This is a genomic window from Escherichia ruysiae (genome assembly GCF_031323975.1).
GTDB lineage: Bacteria > Pseudomonadota > Gammaproteobacteria > Enterobacterales > Enterobacteriaceae > Escherichia > Escherichia ruysiae.
On sequence record NZ_JAVIWS010000001.1, the window covers coordinates 2,034,272 to 2,057,347 of the forward strand.

Here is a 23,076-nt window from a genome sequence, read left to right on the forward strand (position 1 = left end):
AAGTGTGAACCGGCTCAAAGTAGGTGTATTAACGAACAACAACGCCCTCACCCGTTAAGGTGATGGCAATCAAATAAGATTACGGGCTGATGTGTACGTCAGCTATTGCTGGTCCGATTCTGCCAGGTCATCTTGGTCCTGGCCCAGGAGCGATAATTCCAACAATGCGTATCGGTGCTCAACAAAGTTATGAACGTTGTTGGCAACCGCCAGTTTGAACAGTGCCGTGGCGCTGTCCAAATCCCCCAGACTTAGGTAGTACTTACCTAAATAGAAGTTGGTTTCACTGAGATGCTCAGCGAGCGAGGTGTTATCCGTTGCGTCCGCCTTGAGCCTTTCCATTAACGTTTGTTCGCTAATGTTGCCCAGGTAGAACTCGACAATGTTCCATCCCCACTGCTCCTTGTCCGATTTTTCGAAGTGCCGTTTCAACACTTCTTTAGCCTGCTTCTCATCGAGCTTCTGCTCGGCGAGATAAAGCCACAGACTACGGAAAGGATCATTGGGATCGTCTTGATAAAACGCCAGCAGATCATCTTGCGCTAACTTGTCACGACCGCCGTAATATAATGCGATCCCGCGATTCAAGTGCGCGTAGTTGTAAGTTGGATCAAGCTCAAGTACAGAATCAAACGCTTCATAGGCAGCATCAAAATTGCCTGCCTGCGTTAAATATATGCCTAAGTAATTGAATACTTCAGGCATATCCGGTCGGATTGCCAGCGCCTGCGAAAAATCGTTACGCGCTAATGCCCTCAGACCGAGACTATCATACAACACTCCGCGCTCATATAAAAGCTGTGCGCGCTCGTCATCGGTTAAAGCCCGACTGGCAAGGATCTGTTCCATACGTGCCAGAATCACTTCCTGCTGTAAAGTCGGTTGCAATGGCACTGCGAGGACTTCACTTTTACGCCAGGAAGTATTACTGCATCCTGCAAGCGTAAGTGCTGTCGCAACGAAACACCAGCGCAAAAAAGGCTTCATTTCCCACTCCCGAAGACCACGGTTGAATGAACGTCCTGTTCCCGGTTGCTAACAAGGCGTCCTGCCCGGTTAAAAGCCCCCCGCCGCAGCGGAGGGCAAATGGCAACCTTACTCGCCCTGTTCAGCAGCCGGAGCTTCCGGTGCTGCAGCAGGTTGAGACTGCTCAGTCGCTTCTTTAATGCTCAGACGGATACGGCCCTGGCGATCAACTTCCAGAACTTTCACCGGCACTTCCTGACCCATCTGCAGGTAATCGGTCACTTTCTCAACGCGTTTGTCAGCGATCTGAGAGATGTGTACCAGACCTTCTTTACCGCCACCGATGGCAACAAAGGCGCCAAAGTCAACGATACGGGTCACTTTACCATTGTAGACGCGGCCCACTTCGATTTCTGCAGTGATCTCTTCGATACGACGAATAGCATGTTTCGCTTTCTCGCCGTCGGTCGCTGCGATCTTCACAGTACCGTCATCTTCGATTTCGATGGTTGTGCCGGTTTCTTCGGTCAGGGCACGGATAACAGAACCGCCTTTACCGATAACGTCTTTGATCTTGTCTGGGTTGATCTTGATGGTATGGATACGCGGAGCGAACTCAGAGATATCGCCACGTGGCGCGTTGATCGCCTGTTCCATTACGCCCAGGATATGCAGACGCGCACCTTTAGCCTGGTTCAGCGCAACCTGCATGATCTCTTTGGTGATACCTTCAATTTTGATATCCATCTGCAATGCAGAGATACCGTCGCGGGAACCCGCAACTTTGAAGTCCATATCGCCCAGATGGTCTTCGTCACCCAGAATGTCAGACAGTACAACGTAGTTGTCGCCTTCTTTCACCAGACCCATTGCGATACCCGCAACGGCGGCTTTGATCGGCACACCTGCGTCCATCAGCGCCAGAGAAGCGCCGCACACGGAAGCCATAGAAGAGGAACCGTTGGATTCGGTGATTTCAGACACAACACGTACGGTGTACGGGAATTTGTCCATATCCGGCATTACAGCCAGCACGCCACGCTTCGCCAGACGACCGTGACCAATTTCACGACGCTTCGGAGAACCGACCATGCCAGTTTCGCCTACGGAGTACGGAGGGAAGTTGTAGTGGAACAGGAAGGTATCGGTACGCTCGCCCATCAGTTCATCAAGAACCTGCGCGTCACGTGCAGTACCCAGCGTTGCGGTAACCAGCGCCTGAGTTTCACCACGGGTGAACAGCGCAGAACCGTGAGTACGCGGCAGCACGCCAGTACGGACATCCAGACCACGGATCATATCTTTTTCACGACCGTCGATACGCGGTTCGCCTGCCAGTACGCGGCTACGAACAACATTTTTCTCGATAGCGTGCAGAATTTCACCCAGTTCGTTTTCGTCCAGGGTTTCGTCTTCAGCAAGCAGCGTCGCGATGGTTTCAGATTTGATCACGTCAACCTGTGCATAACGCTCTTGTTTGTCGGTGATGCGGTAAGCATCGCTCAGACGAGCTTCAGCCAGTGCAGCAACGCGTGCGTTCAGCTCTTCGTTTACCGGCTCCGGCTGCCAGTCCCAACGCGGTTTACCGGCTTCTTTCACCAGTTCATTGATGTTCTGAATAACAACCTGCTGTTGTTCATGACCGAACACCACTGCGCCCAGCATCTGGTCTTCGCTCAGCAGTTCAGCTTCAGATTCAACCATCAGTACAGCGGCTTCAGTACCCGCAACAACCAGATCCAGTTTGCTCTCTTTCAGCTCGTCCTGGGTCGGGTTCAATACGTACTGATCATTGATGTAACCCACACGGGCAGCACCAATCGGACCATTGAACGGAATACCAGACAGAGACAGTGCTGCAGAAGCACCAATCATCGCGACGATATCCGGGTTAACCTGCGGGTTAACAGAAACCACGGTGGCGATAACCTGAACTTCGTTGACGAAGCCTTCCGGGAACAGCGGGCGAATCGGGCGGTCAATCAGACGCGCGATCAGGGTTTCGCCTTCGCTTGGGCGGCCTTCACGACGGAAGAAGCTACCCGGGATACGACCAGCAGCGTAGGTACGCTCCTGATAGTTAACGGTCAGTGGGAAGAAATCCTGACCTGGTTTGGCTTTTTTCTGACCAACAACGGTAACGAATACCGCAGTGTCATCCATGCTAACCATAACAGCGGCAGTGGCTTGACGCGCCATCATGCCAGTTTCCAGAGTTACGGTGTGTTGACCGTACTGGAATTTACGAACGATCGGATTAAGCAATGTAATATCCTTTCTCTTTCTTAGACAGCACCTTAACGGCGCTGGTGTTAATACCCGATCTTCTGCGCATCCTCGCGACTAATGACAACCCTAACCCAGCCTGATGTGGGTAAAGCCTCTCATTAGCCGCGCGAACCTCTGCAACGGAAGATCATTCATAGCAACAATACATTAGTTTCCAGTGAATTGCTGCCGTTAGCTTGAAAAAAGGGGCCACTCAGGCCCCTTTTCTGAAACTCGCAAGAATTAGCGACGCAGACCCAGACGCTCAATGAGCTGGGTGTAACGTGCTACGTCTTTACGTTTCAGGTAGTCGAGCAGTTTACGACGCTGAGAAACCATGCGCAGCAGACCACGACGGCTGTGGTGATCTTTTTTGTGCTCTGCAAAGTGACCCTGCAGGTGGTTGATCTGTGCAGTCAGCAGTGCTACCTGAACTTCGGTAGAACCGGTGTCGTTTTCACCACGACCAAACTCAGAAACGATTTTAGCTGTTGCTTCAGTACTTAGAGACATTTTAAAACTCCAAAGTATATAGAATGAAAGGACGCCGATCTCTAATTCAGCGATCCCAGTGTACGTTACGCAAAGTGTTAAACAATTTACGCGACGTTAAGCGGCAGTATTCTACTCGTAGCGACCTGTTATCGCAAGACGGTTAACATTACGCCGGGTATTCAACCACCAGGCGACGAGGCGCGACACGGCCTTCATCGTCAATTTCGCCCATACCGATAAACTTGCCGTTCTCACCTTCTGTAACACGAACCAGTCCTTCCAGCGGCGCACCAGATGTACGAACCGGGTTACCATTTTTGAAGTAAACAGAAGATGTTAACGGAAGATTCACTACCGGGTAGTCCGAAGCTGGACTGTCCATTGGCATCAATAATGGATCAAGCAATTGTGCCGCCGGAATCTCTTGCTGTTCAGCTTGCTCAACCAGTTCACGCAGATGTTCCAGAGTCACCATCCGTTCGACTGGATATTTACTTACTGCCAGACGGCGCAGGTAAATAACATGCGCGCCACAGCCGAGTTTTTCACCCAGGTCGTCAATGATGGTGCGGATATAGGTGCCTTTTGAGCAATGAATTTCCAGTTCCAGCTCATTGCCTTCATGACGAATAAACAGCAGTTCATAAACGGTAATCGGACGCGCTTCGCGTGGGACTTCAATGCCCTGACGCGCGTACTCATACAGTTTTTTGCCCTGATATTTCAGCGCCGAATACATCGAAGGGATCTGTTCGATATCGCCACGGAACGTATCCAGTGCTGCCGCCAGTTGCTCTGCACTAAAGGTTACCGGACGCTCCTCAACGATTTGTCCGTCAGCGTCGGAAGTATCGGTACGCTGCCCAAGACGCGCAATCACCCGATAACGTTTGTCGGAGTCCAGCAGATACTGGGAAAACTTCGTCGCTTCCCCAAGGCAAATCGGTAACATGCCGGTTGCCAGCGGATCCAGCGCGCCGGTGTGTCCGGCACGGTTGGCGTTATAAATGCGTTTCACTTTTTGCAGCGCATCGTTGCTGGACATACCCTGCGGTTTATCCAGCAACAAAACGCCGTTAATGTCGCGACCGCGACGACGAGGACGACTCATTAGTCCTCCTTGCTGTCGTCCGGGTTAACACGACGTTCTTCGTCATGTTTGACCACGCTGGTCACCAGGTTTGACATACGCATCCCTTCAACCAATGAGTTGTCGTAGAAGAAGGTCAGTTCCGGCACGATACGCAGGCGCATCGCTTTGCCCAGCAGGCTGCGGATGAAACCAGAGGCTTCCTGCAACGCTTTGATGCCTGCTTTAACCGCGTCTTCATCTTTGTCGTTAAGGAACGTCACATATACTTTCGCATACGCCAGGTCACGAGACATTTCGACACCGGAAACGGTGGTCATCATGCCCAGACGAGGATCTTTAATTTCGCGTTGCAGGATGAGAGCGATCTCTTTTTGCATTTCCTGCGCTACGCGCTGCGGGCGACCAAATTCTTTCGCCATAATAAATTCTCCTGACAAAAAAGGGGCCATAAGCCCCTTTTTAAAATTAATTTCAGGTGGAAGGGCTGTTCACATAGGCCTGAGAAGACGCGCCAGCGTCGCATCAGGCAATCCATGCCGGATGCGGCGTAAACGCCTTATCCCGCATGGAACCCTAAAAACCTTAAGCGATGGTACGTTGGATCTCGATGATTTCGAATACTTCGATCACATCGCCAGTGCGGACGTCGTTGTAGTTCTTAACGCCGATACCACATTCCATACCGTTACGGACTTCGTTAACGTCATCTTTGAAGCGGCGCAGGGACTCCAGCTCGCCTTCGTAGATAACCACGTTGTCGCGCAGAACGCGGATCGGGTTGTGACGTTTAACCACACCTTCGGTAACCATACAGCCTGCGATGGCGCCGAATTTCGGTGATTTGAACACGTCACGCACTTCTGCCAGACCGATGATCTGCTGTTTCAGTTCCGGAGACAGCATACCGCTCATCGCCGCTTTAACTTCATCGATCAGGTTATAGATGACGGAGTAGTAACGCAGATCCAGGCTTTCCGCTTCAATCACTTTACGCGCAGAGGCATCAGCACGAACGTTGAAGCCAACCAGAATCGCGTTGGATGCAGCCGCCAGGGTCGCGTCGGTTTCGGTGATACCACCTACGCCAGAACCGATGATCTTCACTTTAACTTCGTCAGTAGACAGTTTCAGCAAGGAATCGGAAATCGCTTCCACAGAACCCTGAACGTCAGCCTTCAGTACGATGTTCACTTCATGAACTTCGCCTTCGGTCATGTTGGCGAACATGTTCTCGAGTTTAGATTTCTGCTGACGCGCCAGTTTAACTTCACGGAATTTGCCCTGACGGTACAGTGCAACTTCACGAGCTTTCTTCTCGTCACGAACAACGGTAACTTCGTCACCCGCAGCCGGAACACCGGACAGGCCAAGGATTTCCACCGGAATGGACGGGCCTGCTTCCAGCACTTCCTGACCGAGTTCGTTACGCATTGCACGAACACGACCGTATTCGAAGCCACACAGAACGATGTCGCCCTTGTGCAGAGTACCTTCACGTACCAGTACAGTTGCAACCGGACCACGACCTTTATCGAGGAAGGATTCGATGACCGCACCGCTCGCCATCCCGTTACGCACGGCTTTCAGTTCCAGAACTTCAGCCTGCAGCAGGATCGCATCCAGCAGTTCGTCGATACCTGTACCTGCTTTTGCAGATACGTGTACGAACTGGCTTTCACCGCCCCACTCTTCCGGCAGAATGCCGTACTGGGACAGTTCGTTCTTAACGCGATCCGGATCGGCTTCTGGCTTATCGATTTTGTTCACAGCAACCACAACCGGCACACCCGCCGCTTTCGCGTGCTGGATTGCTTCAATGGTCTGCGGCATTACGCCGTCATCTGCAGCGACAACCAGAACTACGATATCCGTTGCCTGCGCACCACGTGCACGCATTGAAGTAAACGCGGCGTGCCCCGGGGTGTCCAGGAAGGTGATCATGCCGTTTTCAGTTTCAACGTGGTATGCACCGATGTGCTGGGTAATGCCACCTGCTTCGCCAGAGGCCACTTTCGTTGAACGAATGTAGTCCAGCAGGGAGGTTTTACCGTGGTCAACGTGACCCATGATGGTCACGACCGGCGCGCGCGGTTCAGCCGCAGCGCCAGTATCACGGTCGCTCATTACCGCTTCTTCCAGTTCGTTTTCACGACGCAGGATAACTTTGTGACCCATCTCTTCGGCAACCAGCTGTGCGGTTTCCTGGTCGATGACCTGGTTGATGGTTGCCATTGCGCCCAGTTTCATCATCGCTTTGATGACCTGAGAGCCTTTAACCGCCATCTTGTTCGCCAGTTCGCCAACGGTGATGGTTTCGCCGATCACCACGTCACGGTTAACGGCCTGAGCTGGCTTCTGGAAGCCCTGCTGCAGTGAAGAACCTTTACGTTTTCCGCCTTTACCGCCACGTACTGCTGCGCGCGCTTCTTCGCGATCGGCCTTAGATTCAGAGTGTTTGTTGCCTTTTTTCGGACGCGCTGCTTTCGCGTTACGACCACGGCCACGGCCGCCTTCGACTTCACGATCGCTTTCGTCTTCTGCCTGGCGAGCATGTTGAGAGGTTGTAACGTGATAATCGCTGGAATCTTCGGTCGGTTCCGCGCTATCAGTCCATTTGTTTTCTTCCGCCATACGACGTGCTTCTTCAGCAACGCGACGTGCTTCTTCTTCGAGTTTACGACGCGCTTCTTCTTCAGCTTTACGCTTGAGCTCTGCAGCTTCCTGCTCACGGCGGGCTTTTTCAGCCTGGGCGTTTTTAGTCATATCGTCTTGTTGATTGCTCACTTTGTCTTTTTCCGCAGCTTCACGTTTCGCTTGTTCAGCGGCTTCACGTTTAGCTTGTTCTGCGGCCTCACGTTCAGCTTTTTGTTGCGCCTCGCGTTTGGCCAATTCTTCTGCCTCACGACGGGCTTGCTCTTCCGCTTCACGCTGCGCTTGCTCTTCCGCTGCAAGGCGTTCAGCCTCTTGCGGATCGCGTTTCACAAAGGTGCGTTTCTTGCGGACTTCGATTTGTACCGATTTGCTTTTTCCACCGGTACCAGGAATGTTAAGGGTGCTACGTGTTTTACGTTGCAGCGTTAATTTGTCCGGCCCTGAATTTTTCTGATTCAGGTGGTCAATTAAAGTCTGTTTCTCTTGTGCAGTCACAGAGTCGTCAGCAGACTTCCGGATACCTGCATCAGCAAATTGCTGTACCAGGCGTTCCACGGAGGTCTGTCGCTCTGCGGCCAGCGTTTTAATCGTTACATCTGTCATGCTGTTCCTTCCTGCTACAGTTTATTACGCTTCGTCACCGAACCAGCAAATATTACGGGCAGCCATAATCAGTGCTCCGGCTTTTTCGTCGGTCAACCCTTCGATATCAGCCAGATCATCAATGCCCTGTTCGGCGAGATCTTCCAGCGTACAAACGCCACGGGCGGCCAGTTTGAATGCCAAATCACGATCCATCCCTTCAAGGTTCAGCAGATCGTCAGCCGGTTTGTTATCACCGAGGCTTTCTTCCTGGGCCTGTGCAATGGTGGCCAGTGCATTTTTAGCACGCTCGCGCAGTGCTTCAACAGTCGGCTCATCAAGGCCTTCAATTTCCAACAGCTCTTTCATCGGCACATAGGCCAGTTCTTCCAGCGTCGAGAAGCCTTCTTCTACCAGGACAGTGGCAAAGTCTTCGTCAATGTCGAGATAACGGGTGAAGGTATCGATCGCTGCGTGTGCTTCCGCCTGATGTTTAGCCTGCAGGTCGTCAACGGTCATTACGTTGAGTTCCCAACCACTCAGCTGCGAAGCCAGACGCACGTTCTGACCGTTACGGCCAATTGCTTGCGCCAGATTACCAGCTTCAACGGCGATATCCATGGTGTGTTTATCTTCATCCACCACGATAGAAGCAACGTCTGCCGGTGCCATTGCATTAATAACGAACTGCGCCGGGTTATCATCCCACAGGACGATATCGATACGCTCGCCGCCAAGCTCGGTGGAAACTGCCTGAACACGGGCACCACGCATACCGACACAAGCACCTACTGGATCGATACGTTTATCGTTGGTTTTCACCGCGATTTTCGCACGAGAGCCAGGATCGCGAGCGGCAGCTTTAATTTCAATCACTTCTTCGCCGATTTCCGGCACTTCAATGCGGAACAGTTCGATCAGCATTTCCGGTTTGGAACGGGTGACGAAAAGCTGCGCGCCACGCGCTTCCGGGCGAACGGAATAAAGCACGCCACGAACGCGGTCGCCAGGGCGGAAGTTTTCACGCGGCAGCATGTCTTCACGCAGGATGACAGCTTCAGCATTGTTACCCAGATCCAGAGAGATGTTATCGCGGTTTACTTTTTTCACCACGCCGGTGATGATTTCACCTTCGTGTTCACGGAACTGATCAACAACCATCGCGCGTTCGGCTTCACGAACTTTTTGCACGATAACCTGTTTTGCCGTCTGGGTCGTAATGCGGTCAAAGGTGACAGACTCAATCTGATCTTCAACGTAATCGCCCAGGTTCAGGCTTTCATCTTCAAAACGCGCAGCTTCAAGGGTGATTTCTTTGGTCGGCTGTGTGACTTCATCAACAATCAGCCAGCGACGGAAGGTGTCAAAATCACCACTTTTGCGATCGATCTGTACGCGAACGTCGATCTCTTGTTCATATTTTTTCTTGGTTGCTGTAGCCAACGCGCTTTCCAACGCTTCGAAAATTTTCTCGCGAGGCAGCGCCTTTTCATTGGAGACGGCTTCAACTACAGCCAAAATTTCTTTGTTCATCGCGGGGTTTTCACCTCATCCAGACTATTAAAAGTGGGGAACCAGGTTCGCCTTCTGGATATTACTCAGCGCGAACACTTCATCTTTACCTTCGACGGTAACTGTGATCATTTCACCGTCTACCGCTTTGATAACGCCCTGCCATTTACGACGGTTTTGTACCGCCATGCGGAGAACCAGAGTCACCTCTTCTCCGACGAAACGGGCGTAGTGTTCAGCCGTGAACAGTGGGCGATCGAGACCCGGTGAGGAGACTTCCAGGTTATAAGCAACGGTGATGGGATCTTCAACATCCAACACGGCACTTACCTGGTGGCTCACATCAGCACAATCATCAACATTGATGCCATCTTCACTATCAATATAGATGCGCAGTGTGGATGTGCGACCGCGAATAAACTCGATGCCAACCAGTTCAAAACCCAGGGCCTCAACTGGCGCAGTAATCATCTCTGTTAATTTTTGCTCTAATGTGGACAAGCCCACCCCCAAGACATAAAAAAAGGGCCTAAAGCCCAGTTATTCTGTAGTCAGATAACAAAAAACCCCGATAAATCGGGGCTTTATATAACTGAACCCTATAACCGCAAATGCGGTCTGGAGCACTTTCCAGAAGGATTTTTTCAAATCCCACTACGAAGGCCGAAGTCTTCACAGTATATTTGAAAAAGAACTCTAAGGGAAAGTGGTTGCGGGGGCCGGATTTGAACCGACGACCTTCGGGTTATGAGCCCGACGAGCTACCAGGCTGCTCCACCCCGCGCCTGAAACGTGGCAAATTCTACTCGTTTTGAGTAAAAAATGCAAATACTGCTGGGATTTGGTGTACCGAGACGGGACGTAAAATCTGCGGTCATTATAGTGATCTACGCCACATTTTGTCAACATTTATTGCTACTCACGTGAATGGATATCCTGTTCACTTTCATTGATTGAATAATTTCTACCTCACCTTACTTCTTTTAAGCGCATTATTTTACAAAAAACGCACTAAACTCTTCCGGTCTCCGATAAAAGATGATTAAATGAAAACTCATTTATTTTGCATAAAAATTCAGTTAGAGCGGAAATCCAGGCTCATCATCAGTTAATCAAGCAGGGTGTTATTTTATGACGACGATTCTCAAGCATCTCCCGGTAGGTCAACGTATTGGCATCGCTTTTTCTGGCGGTCTGGACACCAGTGCCGCACTGCTGTGGATGCGACAAAAGGGAGCTGTTCCTTATGCATATACTGCAAACTTGGGTCAGCCAGACGAAGAGGATTATGATGCGATCCCTCGTCGTGCCATGGAATACGGCGCGGAGAACGCTCGTCTAATCGACTGCCGCAAACAACTGGTGGCCGAAGGCATTGCTGCTATTCAGTGTGGTGCTTTCCATAACACCACTGGCGGCCTGACCTATTTCAACACCACGCCGCTGGGCCGTGCCGTGACTGGCACCATGCTGGTTGCTGCGATGAAAGAAGATGGCGTTAACATCTGGGGTGATGGCAGCACCTATAAAGGAAACGATATCGAACGTTTCTATCGTTACGGCCTGTTGACCAACGCAGAACTGCAAATTTACAAACCGTGGCTTGATACTGACTTTATTGATGAGTTAGGCGGTCGTCATGAAATGTCTGAATTTATGATTGCCTGCGGTTTCGACTACAAAATGTCGGTCGAGAAAGCCTACTCCACCGACTCCAACATGCTTGGTGCGACGCACGAAGCGAAAGATCTGGAATATCTCAATTCCAGCGTCAAAATCGTCAACCCGATTATGGGCGTGAAATTCTGGGATGAGAGTGTGAAGATCCCGGCAGAAGAAGTCACGGTACGTTTTGAACAGGGTCATCCGGTGGCGCTGAACGGCAAAACCTTTAGCGATGATGTGGAAATGATGCTGGAAGCCAACCGCATCGGCGGTCGTCACGGCCTGGGCATGAGCGACCAAATCGAAAACCGTATCATCGAAGCGAAAAGCCGTGGCATCTACGAAGCTCCGGGGATGGCGCTGCTGCATATCGCTTATGAACGTCTACTGACCGGTATTCACAATGAAGACACCATCGAGCAGTATCACGCGCATGGTCGTCAGTTAGGCCGTTTGCTGTACCAGGGACGTTGGTTCGATTCCCAGGCATTGATGCTACGTGACTCTCTGCAACGCTGGGTTGCCAGCCAGATTACAGGTGAAGTTACTCTGGAGCTGCGTCGCGGGAATGATTACTCCATCCTCAATACCGTCTCTGACAACCTGACTTACAAACCAGAACGTCTGACGATGGAAAAAGGTGACTCGGTGTTCTCGCCAGATGATCGTATCGGTCAACTGACCATGCGTAACCTGGATATCACCGATACTCGCGAGAAACTTTTCGGTTATGCCAAAACGGGTCTGCTCTCATCTTCTGCCGCTTCCGGCGTACCGCAGGTTGAGAATCTGGAAAACAAAGGCCAGTAATTCGACGTTAACCCTGCCCATCAAGGGCGGGGTTATCTGGATTTCCTCTGTAAAATCTTTTCTGACAGTCAAATAAGCAAAGATGTCATGATTTGCATTAACAATGTGTGCCAGTGAGCAGCGAAGTAGATGTCAACATTGCGGAGTTCATAGCCTTTGAAAAACTCTTTTCCTCACCGCTTATAAAAACATCACATCTCATTTTACTGGCAACGCCGTCAGAGAGTGCTTTGACACGATGTCATTCATCTTATCCACCCGAACCAGTCAATGGAAAATGATATGCCTGCTGCCCTTCGGGTCATAGGGAAGGATAAATAACTCGTCATCAAATATCTGCTCATGGGGATGAGCAGAGAAACATGCAGTAACACTGGAGTTTATCTAGTGGATAAGCCGATGCAGAACGCTGAATGAAGTACGGGAAATCACGGAGAAATGGTTATCAGAATATAACTGTGAACGCCCACATGAATCACTGAACAATATGACACCAGAGGAATATCGACAGCACCATTATTTGGTGGGGAACTAAAACGGATCTACTTACAACCCCAAACCATCCAGAACTAAGCGCAGAGATGGGATCTGGCACACCATCGCTATCATGATAAACCACTTCAGACAATCCTCAGCGCAGTCATGCTCTCGGAACAAAAAGCAGTAAGGTTAGCTATAACGTCTTCACACCGGGAGAGCAGACGAAGGTCTATGTCTTTCTTGATGATAAGATGAAGGTGGTAACGACTATTGGTGTATCGCGATATATAGAATTAATTATTTATCTTAAAATTTAGGTGTTAAAATCCTCTATCACTGTAACATATTGCTCGAATCCTCAGCACAAGCCATTCAAATCCCGCCACAACAAACATACGCCCTTTAAGTGCTTATTGATCGTTTTCATCTATGTCTGTAATCGTTATGATTAGAAAACTTGCTCCAGTGTCGTTTTTGAGAGCTGTCGTGTAATTAGCCGCAACCGCAATAGTCCCCAAAGGTTATTACGCGAAAAACTTATTGAATTATAAAGAATGATGGAGAGACAACTATGTCATTACTTGAATATATCAGTGATGAAGATCTTTTTAACGAAGTTGAAACCTTATTAACGAAAGCTAAAAAGAAAAAAGACGCCGCTGAGAAGACTTTTACCAGCAATGTGATTGACCCTTTTGGTGCACTTTTTGAAGCTCCGGGGTTCTCATCCCATGAAGAGTGGCGAAACTCCGAACTTGCACGACAACAGCAGAAAACCATTCAAAATCATGTTGGTACGTTTCACCAAAAAATTCTCGGCCATGTTGAAGGATGGAGGGATATGGGGATTGGTGGCATCGTTGATCTTCTCAACGAAGAAAGAAGAATCATCGCTGAGGTGAAAAATAAATACTCAACGGTTACTGGCGGGGATTTAGCAGATAAATATAAAGGCTTAGATGAGTTGGTATCACCGAAACATAGCCGATTTAAGGATTACTGTGCGTACTTTGTTAATATAATCCCTCGTAAACCTATCAGATATAACAGCCCCTTTACCCCTTCCAATAAAGGTAGTGGTACTCTGTGTCCTTCGAACCCTAACATTCGAATCATTGATGGTGCGAGTTTCTATGAGCTTGTCACTGGCAGACCAGATGCTCTGCAAGAACTCCATAGTGCTCTCCCTCACGCAATTGAGTATATTTTGAGCGAACGTCTTGGGCAGCAAGGTTTTTCCATCCCTGATAAAGATAGTTTTATTAAGTATTTTGGGCTCGCTTACGGCTGATAACCATGATCAATGTTTGACAAAGCACATGTAAACCCATACAGTAGTAACCATGACTAATGTTGGCATGGTTACTAAATATGTTAAAGGAAGAGTTTTCACTTTCAGAAGTTGCAGACATTTTGGGCGTTTCAAAAGAAACTTTAAGGCGTTGGGATACTGCTGGAAAATTAGTTTCTCAAAGAAATGACGAAAACAACTATCGATTTTATAAAAAAGAGCAACTTAAAAATTTTGAACAAGCTCAGTTTTTATTTAAAAGCCAGTGGCCTGATGAGACTAAAATAAGCAATAATGTTTATACTGTATTAGAGTTATTTGCTGGCGCAGGGGGGATGGCTTTAGGTTTAGAAAAAGCCGGTTTAAAATCTGTTTTACTAAATGAAATTGACTCCCATGCTTGTAAGACGTTACGAAAAAATAGGCCTGAATGGAATGTGGTTGAAGGTGATGTGAGCCAAGTAGACTTCACCCCTTATAGGAATACCGTTGATGTGCTGGCTGGTGGCTTTCCTTGCCAGGCATTCTCTTATGCAGGCAAAAAACTTGGTTTTGAAGATACACGGGGCACCCTTTTCTTTGAATTCGCCCGAGCCGCTAAAGAAATCAATCCGAAAGTTCTTTTAGCAGAGAATGTTCGAGGGTTGCTAAATCATGATGATGGACGAACTTTAGAAACAATAAAAAATATTATCACAGACTTGGGCTACACTTTATTTGAGCCAAGAGTGCTTAAGGCTATTTTCTACAAAGTACCGCAAAAACGCGAGCGTTTGATCATTGTAGCTGTAAGAAATGATCTTGCTGATGGCATCGATTATGAGTGGCCTTCTTCTTACAATAAAATATTAACCCTTAAAGATGCATTAAAAAAGGGAGAGCTGTACGATAGCGACGTGCCAGAATCTGAAGGACAAAAATATCCCAAAAGAAAAGCAGAGATCCTAAGTATGGTTCCTCCCGGTGGCTACTGGAGAGATCTTCCTGAAGATATTCAAAAAGAATACATGCTCAAGAGTTTTTACTTAGGTGGGGGCAAAACTGGTATGGCTCGTCGCTTGTCATGGGATGAACCAAGCCTAACATTAACATGCGCCCCAGCACAGAAACAAACAGAGCGTTGCCACCCAGAAGAAACAAGACCATTAACTGTGCGTGAGTATGCAAGAATACAGACCTTCCCCGATGAATGGGTATTTGAAGGCCCAATGTCAGCGAAATATAAGCAAATAGGAAACGCTGTTCCTGTTAATCTGTCATTTGCTGTTGGCAAATCTGTGGTACATCTTTTAGATAAGATAAATAAAAGATAGACCCTGTAAATAATTCTGTGTAATTGCTGCCATATTAAAGGTGATCGCTCAGGCGGTCACCGAACTCGATAATAAAGCGACTCATCGCCAGCCGCCAGCTCTGGATTGGCATATTCCATTTTTTTGATGCATCCTTGATCGCCAGAGAAATGACCTTCCGCAGCGAGTCGTCAGTCGGGAACACTTTACGCTTCTTAATGGCCGCACGGATCACGCTGTTCAGCGATTCGATAGCGTTCGTGGTGTAGATGGCCTTGCGGATATCGGGCGAATAGCCGAAGAACGTGTTGAGATTTTCCCAGTGCGCACGCCAGCTTTTGCTGATTTGCGGGTATTTATCGTCCCAGACATCCGAGAACTGCTCCAGTGCCACTAGCGCCGCCTCTTCTGTTGGCGCCTGATACACCGTTTTTAACCCGCCGGTGACGGCTTTGTAGTCCTTCCACGATACGTATTTCAGGCTGTTGCGCACCATATGAATGATGCACAACTGGATGTGCGTCTGCGGATACACGCTGTTTATCGCATCCGGGAAGCCTTTCAGACCGTCCACGCAGGCAATAAGGATATCCTGAAGCCCCCGATTCTTAAGCTCTGTCAGCATACCCAGCCAGAACTTCGCCCCTTCGTTCTCGGCCAGCCACATGCCCAGCAACTCTTTCTGGCCTCCAGTATTAATACCGAGTGCAAGGAACACCGCTTTGTTAATTACGGTGCCACCTTGACGAACTTTCACCACGATACAGTCAAGGTAAACAATGGGATACAGTGCATCCAGAGGTCGATTTTGCCATTCTGCAACCTGCTCTTTGACCGCATCAGTGACTTTACATATCAGCGTGGGTGACACATCTGCGTCGTACATCTCTTTGAAGGTGGCGACAATTTCGCGGGTAGTCATATCTTTGGCGTAGAGGGATAAAATCTGGCTGTCCATCTGCGTAATGCGCGTCTGGTGCTTCTTAATCAACTGCGGTTCGAAGGTGTTTTCACGGTCACGCGACGTGTTCAGTTCGATCTCGCCGTCATCGCATAACACCGTTTTGACGAGTAGCCATTGCGGGTGTTTGAGCCTGTTTTGGGCACATTTTTCTCATACCCGAGGTGGTCAGTCAGCTCCGCATTGAGCGCCGTTTCGACGGTACGCTTCGTCAACATGCGGGAAAAAGCATTGAGATCTGCTTCGGTTTTAAGGCCTTTAGCCAGTTCAGCCACAAGGGCTTTGAGTTTCTTTTCGTCCATAATTGCCTGTCTCCGTTACTGGAGTGAACATATCAAAATCAGGCAATTACACAATTTTAATCACAGTCTCTACAGGGTAGGTTTCATGGCCTACCCTTTTATTCTTACTCTATGTTGGATGCGTTAGATTTATTCCAGAATAATTATTATGATAAAAATGAAGTGTTTTCCTCCTCTTTATATTATTTTTACCAAATAATTTTTAACAAAAGCTCTGAAGTCTTCTTCATTTAAATTCTTAGATGATACTTCATCTGGAAAATTTTCCCAATTAGTAGCATCACGCTGTGAGTAAGTTCTAAACCATTTTTTTATTGTTGTATTATCTCTAATCTTACTACTCGATGAGTTTTCGGTATTATCTCTATTTTTAACTTGGAGCAGGTTCCATTCATTGTTTTTTTCATCATAGTGAATAAAATCAACTGCTTTAACACTTGTGCCTGAACACCATATCCATCCAGAAGGTTCTAGTTTTTCAGCAAGATACCTTTCAAGCAAATCACCTACAATATTCTCAGCAGCCATCGACAATCTATGTTCTTCTTTTATTCTCTCAAGATTTTCAGGCTGTATATTAAAACTTATATTAAGAACTATGCTAACCACCTCATCAGGAACCGTTGTAGGTGGCGTGGGTTTTCTTGGCAATCGACTCTCATGAAAACTACGAGCTAAATATTCAATATGTTCCTCTTGACCAACTTTATTCTGCATTTTTTTTGAACGAGGTTTAGAGCAAGCTTCAGGAAACTGAGACAGGAATTTTATTAAAAATTTAAATTTTGAAGAAAGTTCAGGGTTAATAGCATCCATTTTTTGCTTTGCAAGTTCCTCAGCATTCTTAACAAAAGACGTCTCTTTTGACATTGTATTCTCCCGACATCCATTAAGTGTTTGGATGTAGTATAATTTTCTGACTTTGAAAGTTACAGCAAAAGTTTTACTCTCTCACAACTTATGTCGTGGTTTACTGAATTTGGCCACCTGAACAGAAGTGATAAGCCCACCTCATAACAACACAGGTGCACCAATGAAAAGAAGAAGTTTTAGTCCAGAATCCAAACGCGAATCCACTCAACTGGTTGTTGACCAGAACTACACAGTGGCAGATACCTTCAAAGCTATGGATGTCGGCCTTTCCACGATTACAAGGTGGGTCAAACAACTGCGTAATGAGTGTCAGGGCAAAACACCCAAAGCCTCCCCCGATAACTCCGGAACATTATCAGGATAACTGTGTACCTTTGCAGGGGCATGGCTGAAATGCTGGCAGAGCCTGCATATCGTTTACAGATACACACCACCATAGACTTGTTTACGCCGCCATTCAGATCTCAAAATCAGATACAGGAAGACAGCACATCGGGCTTGAATGCTTAGTTAGTCTGCTTTGGAAGGATTTATAGACGTGGTATCGTCATCAGCTTCGAGTTTTTAATACCTGTTCGAGCAGTACAACTAGAGGCCGTTACAGTTAAGATCTCCCATTACCATCATCAACCATAGCGGCAGTCCAAGGTAATAGATTACGGGAAAAGATTAGTAGCAATAGACAGGGTTTTCACCACAACTCGTTGAAAAACATGTTATTGCATACGGTATGGTGCGAAGGCCGGACTCAAACATCAAAATAAGTTAATGATAAAAAACAAATAATAAAACACAACAATGAAATATGCCCCCTTTTGTGCCCCCACTGTTTTTCTGACCAATCTATTTTCAGCCCATCAATAAATCGGAAAGTTAAATCATTTTTAATCAGTAAGTTTGGATCCGTAGCTCGGATCCAAACCAGTGCATCTTTTATCCACATAAAAAATTTTTTTTCGAAAGAACTGTTCACACTGTTCACCTTTCTGTTTTCTCCTTTTATTTCATAGTGATAGGTGGTGAATAATGGGTGAAGGGTGAACATTCGATTCTTCACCTCCGGCATTCTGCCGGTGTGACTCATACCGGCGATTAGTCCCCTGCACTGAAAATCACGCAGGGAGAAAAAAGTTTTTTTTTGATTTGATTGTTCACACTGTTCACCTTTCGTTTTTCTCTTTTAATTTCAGTGTGATAACGGGTGAATATACGGTGAAGGGTGAACAGTGGATTGTTCACCTTCGGGGGATGTCGGGATAAAAAAAGACCGGCAGATGCCGGTCAGATGAGTCATGAGGGTCAGGTTGTTGCAGGGTCGTCACATTTTGGCAGCCAGTCGCCGTAGCTTTCCTCTTTCAGCGTCAGGTTGGTCTGTATCCCCTGTTTGGTATGGCGCTTCTCGTAATTCAGTCCGTATTCCTTCAGCATCACCGGCAGCCCCAGCCCGAACATTTTCAGACTGAGTACATTCCGGTAGCCGTTTGCCTCCATGTAGGCCAGATAGGCGTGATAGAGGTATTTACGGTAATTACGCGGGATGATACTGGCGTTCCCCATATACATGCCGCTGGTCTGCGGCAGGGTTTCCAGATAGCCGATAAAATCAAACGTCGGGTCGGCATCCCGTTTGATGTTCAGCGCCTCGTCTGAGTTCTGCTGGGACTGAAGCAGTGACCGGGCGAGCATCGGGTCGCTGAATTTCTGCATCAGGTGACGCACGATGACCGCCAGCTCGCGGGTGATTTTGTCCTTAAGCTGCGGGTCGCGCTCCTGCGGGGCTATCTGTTCCGGGAAGTGAATAATCACCCGCCGGCGTGACACGCCGCCGCTGCGGTCGGTGAAGCGCATCGGGTTATTGTTCACGGCCAGAATCACCGCCGGGATGTGCGTGGAGTACGCATCCCGGTATTTCGGGTCAACGGACACCGCATCGCCGCCGGTGATGGCCTTGAGTCCGGCTCCGTCGCCGCTCCATTTTTCCTGGTCCGGCAGGCGTATCAGTGAGAAGCCAGTTAACGCGGCACGTTCACGCGGGGATTCCAGCGTCTCGATGGTGGCCGACGTGGCGTTATCCTCCCCGGCCAGCAGGGTGGCTATTTCGGCCATGATACTTTTGCCGCTGCCGCCGGGACCGGTCACCTCCAGAAAGAGCTGCCAGTCGTAGCGGTTTGCCAGCACCATAAACAGTGCGGCCAGAATCACGTCGCGTTTTTCCGCACGGCCACCGGCGGCACGGTCAAGCCAGCGCCAGAACGCGGGGGCGTGGGTTTCCAGCGTTTCACCGTCCACCGGCGGGGTGAAATCCACATCACACAGGGTACGCATCCAGTGTGACGGACTGTGCGGGTGGAACGTGCCGTTCTGCGTGTCGAGCACGCCGTTACGAAAGCCAATCAGGCGGCGGGAGGGGGCTTCCTGCTGCGGAATAATCAGCTTCAGGGTGTCCACCACGGAGGCCACCTTCCCGGAGGAGAACGGCGCACGCAGCCGCTGAAACAGCCCGGCCACATCCCGGGCAAAGTCCTGTGGCGGCAGCACCTTCCAGACACCATTTTCATAGCGGGACAGAAGCTGGCCGTTGGCATCGACCGCGAGCGCCTCGCCGTAATGCTCATAGATACGCATGGCCTTTTCGCTGGTACTCATGGCGGAAAACTCCGCTTCGCTCATGGTGTCGAACGGGCTTTCAGCCGGTGGCCGGATGGCATCATAAATGGCCTTACGGGTGGCTTCCCCGCCGTACTGCGTGAAGGCATCATTCCAGTCACCGAAGACCGGCGGCAGGGCAACAACACCTTCACACGCATCTGCGGCTGCGGCGGCTTTTTTCTGGCCGTCACCGCTGAGGTCACGGTCTGCGGCAAGGACAATCTGACAGGCCGGATGCTTCTGCCGGGCAAGGCTGGCCAGAGAAAGGAGGTTCACGGAAGAAAGCGCCACCATCACCGTTTCACCGGTCAGGTGATGCACGGTAAGTGCGGTCGCGTATCCCTCCGCTATCCACAGACGTTTTCCGGCCTGATTCTGTCCTTCAAGGGTGTGACAGGTGCCCCTGACCTGTCCGCCTTTCAGGGTGCGCTTATGGCCGTCAGCACTGATTAACTGAAGGTTAACCAGTTCGCCGCTGTCGTCATACAGTGGCACCACAAGGTCACCGGCGCGCCAGCTCACGCCACCGGCTCTGTGTGTGCCGGTCAGCATCCGGCATTCCCGGCCGGGAAAGCCCTTGCGGGTCAGGTAGGCGTTACCGGTTCCGGGACGGGTTTTCGCCATCAGGGTTTGTGCCAGTGCGGCGGCGTTCTTCCGGGCAGCGTCTGTTTCAGCACCGGCGGCAGCCGTCACTGCCGGGTCAGCCGGGGGCAGGCTGCCGGTCACGGCAGCCACCTTTGCGGCCGCATCGGACGGGGAAACACCAAACACCTTTTCAACCAGTTTCAGGCCGTCACCGGCACCACACTGATTGCAGTACCAGGTGCCGCGCCCCTCCCTGTCATCAAAACGGAAACGGTCACTCCCGCCACAGACCGGACAGGGCTGATGACGGTTCTTCAGCACCTGAATCCCCAGCGCCGGGAGAATACGCGGCCAGTGGCCGAGCGCATGGCTGACGGTGGCGGTTACGTTCATTTTCATGGTGTTGTTCTCCTTCAGTGCAGTACCGGCGCTTTTATGTGACGGGCACAGAGTTCATCCATCACAACCAGCCCGAGAAAGGACAGCGACGGCGCGGCCTTCAGGGGGCCGGATTCCATTAAATCTTCCAGCAGGGCACAGGCTATCTGACGCCCTTTTTCCTCACCGTGCTGGCGCAGATAAAAGCCTTCCAGCTCAGCGGCGATGGCCGCCTCCAGTGACTCAAGGGTGAGATGCGGGTAGCGGTGCTGACGTTCGCACACGGTCAGCCAGGCACAGGCGACAGCGCGACGGTAAAGGGCAGCGCGTAAGACGGGCGGTAAGGGTGTTTTCATTTGTTTTCCTCCCTGTGACAGATGACTGCATTCCGTGCCGGTTGCATTAACTGATAAGGCATATCTGCGTCTCCTGAAGACGTGCGTATCCCTGCGCGAATACGCACATTTAATTTTTCGGGGGTCGTTTTTTAATTACAGATAATTGCGGTAACTGTTATCCGGGGTGATTTCCGGGTCAGGCTCTGTGCGGGGAATTTCCCGCCATTCCCGCGCCACCGGTGCCGCCCGGCTCACCGGAACAGGGTCCTGCGGGTAAATATCCAGATATTTTTCCCGCCATTTCTGTAATTCCGGGTCTCCGGCCATTTCTTTCAGTACCGCATGCCGGTTTACGGGGCTGCGTCTGAACAGGTCAGGACGGTCACAGGTAAATTCCCGCAGAAAACGCCCCAGCGGGATGTCTGTGGTGCGCCCGTCAGCGAGGATACGCACAAGGATGCTGAATTTACGGCGGTACGGATTCCAGACAATGTCCGGGCAGCGGTACGGCATTTCCCACGGAATACCGTCTTCCAGAATGCCGACCACGGCCACATCGGGAAAACCGGCAGAACGGTAAATCTCACCGGGCTGGGGAAAATCAAACATGCGTCCTGTCTCCCCGGTCTTTCTGCTGGGCGAGAAAATCGCGGCACAGGCCTTTGGCTTTCAGCTCATTCAGCACAAAATCAATATCTTCATTCAGGTAGCTGAAAATATGCGGAATGTAGAGCTGATGCAGGCCGGAGAGTTCACGGTGAATCAAATCACCCCCAACAAACTGGGATACGGCGCTGGCGCGGTTGAGCTTATGGTAAGCCTCAATGCTGAGGTGTTCACGGGCGTCATGACGCGCTGAGACGGTCTGAGGGGCTTTTTTATTACGCACGGGACACCTCCACCACCGGCAGACGGGCAGCAAGGGAGAGCACATAGTCACGGACAAGGGAACGGCGGGCGCTGCGTTCATCACCGGCGACGGTGCGAAGCATGCAGATACGGGGATGACGGTCTGCGCGACGGACAGCCGCAAACACAAAGACAAATTCAGGGTGTGAAGGGGTAAGGGTTGTAGCCATAAGGCAACCTCCGATAACAGCGTAAATGACGCTATCGCCGGAGTTCTCACGCTCGATGGCGATAGCCCAGACGGGGGTGAGAATACCGGCGTTATCGGAAACCGGCCAGCCCGGAGGCTGCCCCGCCTGAGCTACCATTGACTCAGAGGCATAACATGCGATTGCGAACAGGATCATACCTGCACGGCAAACCACACGCCACACCATAATCTGGTGCTCTGTGGCGTTGATTGCGACACAAAAAAAGACGCATGGCGCGTCATATGTCGCCGATAACATACTCGGGTTCTCACGCCCGGCTGCCGATTTTGCGGCAGCGGAAAAACTATATCCGCAAATGCCGGAAAAAGGCAAGCCAGAAAAAGGGAGTTTTTGCAGAACAGGCATCATCATGCGTCGTACCCCCGTTTGCGTCCGGCGATGCGCCCGGCCATCCATGCAGTGACTTCAGAGTGCAGCCAGGCCACATTTTTACCACCAAGACTCACCTGCGGCGGAAATTCCCCCTTACGGATGAGTTCATAGATGGTCGAGCGTGACAGGCCGCACAGGTGCATCACTTCCGGCAGACGTAAAAAACGCTCCTGCGTGATGTCCGGCAGCGGCATCAGTGGCGTCACAGGGGCGGGAGACGGGGAAGAAAAAACAGCTTGCATCGGGCTACCTCGTTAATGTCCATACAGCACCGGATAAGTCCGTCCGGCTTCGGGTAGCGCTTTATTTTGTGAATATTTTTGGCAGACGCAACAGGGGGGATTTGTTCCGGCAGCCTTACAATGGTTGTGTGTTTTTTGTTCATTTCCAC

General features: G+C 50.1%; 19 protein-coding genes, 1 tRNA gene and 3 pseudogenes. 5 read left to right on the top strand and 18 right to left on the bottom strand.

Going from position 1 to position 23,076, the window contains the following annotated elements:
* Positions 1 to 102: 102 nt before the first annotated feature.
* The 9 genes from nlpI to RGV86_RS10040 all read right to left on the bottom strand — a co-directional run bounded on the left by nlpI (position 103) and on the right by RGV86_RS10040 (position 10,352).
* Positions 103 to 987, bottom strand: a complete 885-nt coding sequence (nlpI, locus tag RGV86_RS10000) for a lipoprotein NlpI (RefSeq protein WP_085461230.1) — start codon at positions 985 to 987, stop codon at positions 103 to 105.
* A gap of 108 nt (positions 988 to 1,095) precedes the next feature.
* Positions 1,096 to 3,231, bottom strand: a complete 2,136-nt coding sequence (gene pnp / locus RGV86_RS10005) for a polyribonucleotide nucleotidyltransferase (protein ID WP_000933927.1) — start codon at positions 3,229 to 3,231, stop codon at positions 1,096 to 1,098.
* A 246-nt stretch (positions 3,232 to 3,477) separates the two neighbouring features.
* Positions 3,478 to 3,747, bottom strand: a complete 270-nt coding sequence (gene rpsO, locus RGV86_RS10010) for a 30S ribosomal protein S15 (RefSeq protein ID WP_000059470.1) — start codon at positions 3,745 to 3,747, stop codon at positions 3,478 to 3,480.
* Between the two features lie 148 nt (positions 3,748 to 3,895).
* Positions 3,896 to 4,840 carry a tRNA pseudouridine(55) synthase TruB gene (gene truB / locus RGV86_RS10015; RefSeq protein WP_000089704.1) on the bottom strand — a complete coding sequence of 315 codons (945 nt, stop codon included), beginning with the start codon at positions 4,838 to 4,840 and terminating at the stop codon, positions 3,896 to 3,898.
* Entirely contained in the window at positions 4,840 to 5,241 is a 402-nt protein-coding gene (gene rbfA / locus RGV86_RS10020; protein ID WP_001040205.1) for a 30S ribosome-binding factor RbfA, read from the bottom strand. The genes truB and rbfA overlap by 1 nt, the downstream gene beginning before the upstream one ends.
* A gap of 163 nt (positions 5,242 to 5,404) precedes the next feature.
* Complete coding sequence (infB, locus tag RGV86_RS10025; RefSeq protein ID WP_000133059.1) at positions 5,405 to 8,077, bottom strand: translation initiation factor IF-2; 2,673 nt, start codon at positions 8,075 to 8,077, stop codon at positions 5,405 to 5,407.
* Between the two features lie 24 nt (positions 8,078 to 8,101).
* Positions 8,102 to 9,589 (bottom strand): transcription termination factor NusA, encoded by a 1,488-nt coding sequence (nusA, locus tag RGV86_RS10030; protein ID WP_001031044.1) that lies wholly within the window; start codon positions 9,587 to 9,589, stop codon positions 8,102 to 8,104.
* A gap of 27 nt (positions 9,590 to 9,616) precedes the next feature.
* Positions 9,617 to 10,069: a ribosome maturation factor RimP gene (rimP, locus tag RGV86_RS10035; RefSeq protein WP_001300397.1), complete on the bottom strand. Its 453-nt coding sequence runs from the start codon at positions 10,067 to 10,069 to the stop codon at positions 9,617 to 9,619.
* A 206-nt stretch (positions 10,070 to 10,275) separates the two neighbouring features.
* A tRNA-Met gene (locus RGV86_RS10040) sits at positions 10,276 to 10,352 on the bottom strand.
* 347 nt (positions 10,353 to 10,699) lie between these two features.
* Between RGV86_RS10040 and argG the strand changes: the two genes are divergently transcribed.
* The 4 genes and pseudogenes from argG to dcm all read left to right on the top strand — a co-directional run bounded on the left by argG (position 10,700) and on the right by dcm (position 15,127).
* On the top strand, positions 10,700 to 12,043 hold the full coding sequence (gene argG, locus RGV86_RS10045; protein ID WP_000207675.1) for an argininosuccinate synthase: 1,344 nt from the start codon (positions 10,700 to 10,702) through the stop codon (positions 12,041 to 12,043).
* Positions 12,044 to 12,446: 403 nt separating this feature from the next.
* Positions 12,447 to 12,578 (top strand): annotated as a pseudogene (locus RGV86_RS10050) (integrase core domain-containing protein); the annotation flags it as partial.
* A gap of 516 nt (positions 12,579 to 13,094) precedes the next feature.
* Entirely contained in the window at positions 13,095 to 13,814 is a 720-nt protein-coding gene (locus RGV86_RS10055; RefSeq protein ID WP_000054478.1) for an Eco47II family restriction endonuclease, read from the top strand.
* A gap of 80 nt (positions 13,815 to 13,894) precedes the next feature.
* Positions 13,895 to 15,127, top strand: a complete 1,233-nt coding sequence (gene dcm, locus RGV86_RS10060; RefSeq protein ID WP_000910483.1) for a DNA (cytosine-5-)-methyltransferase — start codon at positions 13,895 to 13,897, stop codon at positions 15,125 to 15,127.
* 34 nt (positions 15,128 to 15,161) lie between these two features.
* Here dcm and RGV86_RS10065 read toward each other — a convergent pair.
* A pseudogene (locus tag RGV86_RS10065) lies at positions 15,162 to 16,369 on the bottom strand (IS256 family transposase).
* A 177-nt stretch (positions 16,370 to 16,546) separates the two neighbouring features.
* Positions 16,547 to 17,239 carry a SinI family restriction endonuclease gene (locus RGV86_RS10070; protein ID WP_000032527.1) on the bottom strand — a complete coding sequence of 231 codons (693 nt, stop codon included), beginning with the start codon at positions 17,237 to 17,239 and terminating at the stop codon, positions 16,547 to 16,549.
* A gap of 163 nt (positions 17,240 to 17,402) precedes the next feature.
* On the opposite strand from RGV86_RS10070, the pseudogene RGV86_RS10075 reads away from it, so the two are divergent.
* Positions 17,403 to 17,579 (top strand): annotated as a pseudogene (locus RGV86_RS10075) (transposase); the annotation flags it as partial.
* 411 nt (positions 17,580 to 17,990) lie between these two features.
* On the opposite strand, the gene RGV86_RS10080 reads toward RGV86_RS10075, so the two are convergent.
* The 7 genes from RGV86_RS10080 to RGV86_RS10110 form a co-directional block, all read right to left on the bottom strand.
* Complete coding sequence (locus tag RGV86_RS10080; protein WP_077817377.1) at positions 17,991 to 18,326, bottom strand: integrase; 336 nt, start codon at positions 18,324 to 18,326, stop codon at positions 17,991 to 17,993.
* Between the two features lie 215 nt (positions 18,327 to 18,541).
* Positions 18,542 to 20,875 carry a primase-helicase zinc-binding domain-containing protein gene (locus RGV86_RS10085; RefSeq protein ID WP_040088962.1) on the bottom strand — a complete coding sequence of 778 codons (2,334 nt, stop codon included), beginning with the start codon at positions 20,873 to 20,875 and terminating at the stop codon, positions 18,542 to 18,544.
* Positions 20,876 to 20,889: 14 nt separating this feature from the next.
* Positions 20,890 to 21,210, bottom strand: coding sequence for a DUF5375 domain-containing protein (locus tag RGV86_RS10090; protein ID WP_000856729.1), 321 nt, complete (start codon positions 21,208 to 21,210; stop codon positions 20,890 to 20,892).
* A gap of 135 nt (positions 21,211 to 21,345) precedes the next feature.
* Complete coding sequence (locus tag RGV86_RS10095; protein WP_000459307.1) at positions 21,346 to 21,801, bottom strand: hypothetical protein; 456 nt, start codon at positions 21,799 to 21,801, stop codon at positions 21,346 to 21,348.
* The gene (locus RGV86_RS10100) at positions 21,794 to 22,081 is read right to left on the bottom strand and encodes a derepression protein (RefSeq protein WP_001244665.1); all 288 of its coding nucleotides are present in this window, start codon (positions 22,079 to 22,081) and stop codon (positions 21,794 to 21,796) included. The genes RGV86_RS10095 and RGV86_RS10100 overlap by 8 nt, the downstream gene beginning before the upstream one ends.
* Complete coding sequence (locus RGV86_RS10105) at positions 22,074 to 22,664, bottom strand: host cell division inhibitor Icd-like protein (RefSeq protein WP_104769375.1); 591 nt, start codon at positions 22,662 to 22,664, stop codon at positions 22,074 to 22,076. Before RGV86_RS10105 ends, RGV86_RS10100 begins: the two co-directional genes overlap by 8 nt.
* Positions 22,661 to 22,927, bottom strand: coding sequence for a helix-turn-helix transcriptional regulator (locus tag RGV86_RS10110; RefSeq protein ID WP_001149160.1), 267 nt, complete (start codon positions 22,925 to 22,927; stop codon positions 22,661 to 22,663). Before RGV86_RS10110 ends, RGV86_RS10105 begins: the two co-directional genes overlap by 4 nt.
* Between the last annotated feature and the right edge of the window lie 149 nt (positions 22,928 to 23,076).

Excerpts from the sequence above, each read along its gene's own strand:
- RGV86_RS10090 (WP_000856729.1), bottom strand. The coding sequence starts at position 21,210 with ATGAAAACACCCTTACCGCCCGTCTTACGCGCTGCCCTTTACCGTCGC.
- RGV86_RS10080 (WP_077817377.1), bottom strand. The coding sequence starts at position 18,326 with ATGAGTCACACCGGCAGAATGCCGGAGGTGAAGAATCGAATGTTCACC.
- rpsO (WP_000059470.1), bottom strand. The coding sequence starts at position 3,747 with ATGTCTCTAAGTACTGAAGCAACAGCTAAAATCGTTTCTGAGTTTGGT.
- argG (WP_000207675.1), top strand. The coding sequence starts at position 10,700 with ATGACGACGATTCTCAAGCATCTCCCGGTAGGTCAACGTATTGGCATC.
- RGV86_RS10110 (WP_001149160.1), bottom strand. The coding sequence starts at position 22,927 with ATGCAAGCTGTTTTTTCTTCCCCGTCTCCCGCCCCTGTGACGCCACTG.
- nlpI (WP_085461230.1), bottom strand. The coding sequence starts at position 987 with ATGAAGCCTTTTTTGCGCTGGTGTTTCGTTGCGACAGCACTTACGCTT.
- dcm (WP_000910483.1), top strand. The coding sequence starts at position 13,895 with ATGTTAAAGGAAGAGTTTTCACTTTCAGAAGTTGCAGACATTTTGGGC.
- RGV86_RS10095 (WP_000459307.1), bottom strand. The coding sequence starts at position 21,801 with ATGTTTGATTTTCCCCAGCCCGGTGAGATTTACCGTTCTGCCGGTTTT.
- RGV86_RS10070 (WP_000032527.1), bottom strand. The coding sequence starts at position 17,239 with ATGTCAAAAGAGACGTCTTTTGTTAAGAATGCTGAGGAACTTGCAAAG.
- RGV86_RS10105 (WP_104769375.1), bottom strand. The coding sequence starts at position 22,664 with ATGATGATGCCTGTTCTGCAAAAACTCCCTTTTTCTGGCTTGCCTTTT.
- RGV86_RS10055 (WP_000054478.1), top strand. The coding sequence starts at position 13,095 with ATGTCATTACTTGAATATATCAGTGATGAAGATCTTTTTAACGAAGTT.
- nusA (WP_001031044.1), bottom strand. The coding sequence starts at position 9,589 with ATGAACAAAGAAATTTTGGCTGTAGTTGAAGCCGTCTCCAATGAAAAG.
- infB (WP_000133059.1), bottom strand. The coding sequence starts at position 8,077 with ATGACAGATGTAACGATTAAAACGCTGGCCGCAGAGCGACAGACCTCC.
- truB (WP_000089704.1), bottom strand. The coding sequence starts at position 4,840 with ATGAGTCGTCCTCGTCGTCGCGGTCGCGACATTAACGGCGTTTTGTTG.
- RGV86_RS10085 (WP_040088962.1), bottom strand. The coding sequence starts at position 20,875 with ATGAAAATGAACGTAACCGCCACCGTCAGCCATGCGCTCGGCCACTGG.
- rbfA (WP_001040205.1), bottom strand. The coding sequence starts at position 5,241 with ATGGCGAAAGAATTTGGTCGCCCGCAGCGCGTAGCGCAGGAAATGCAA.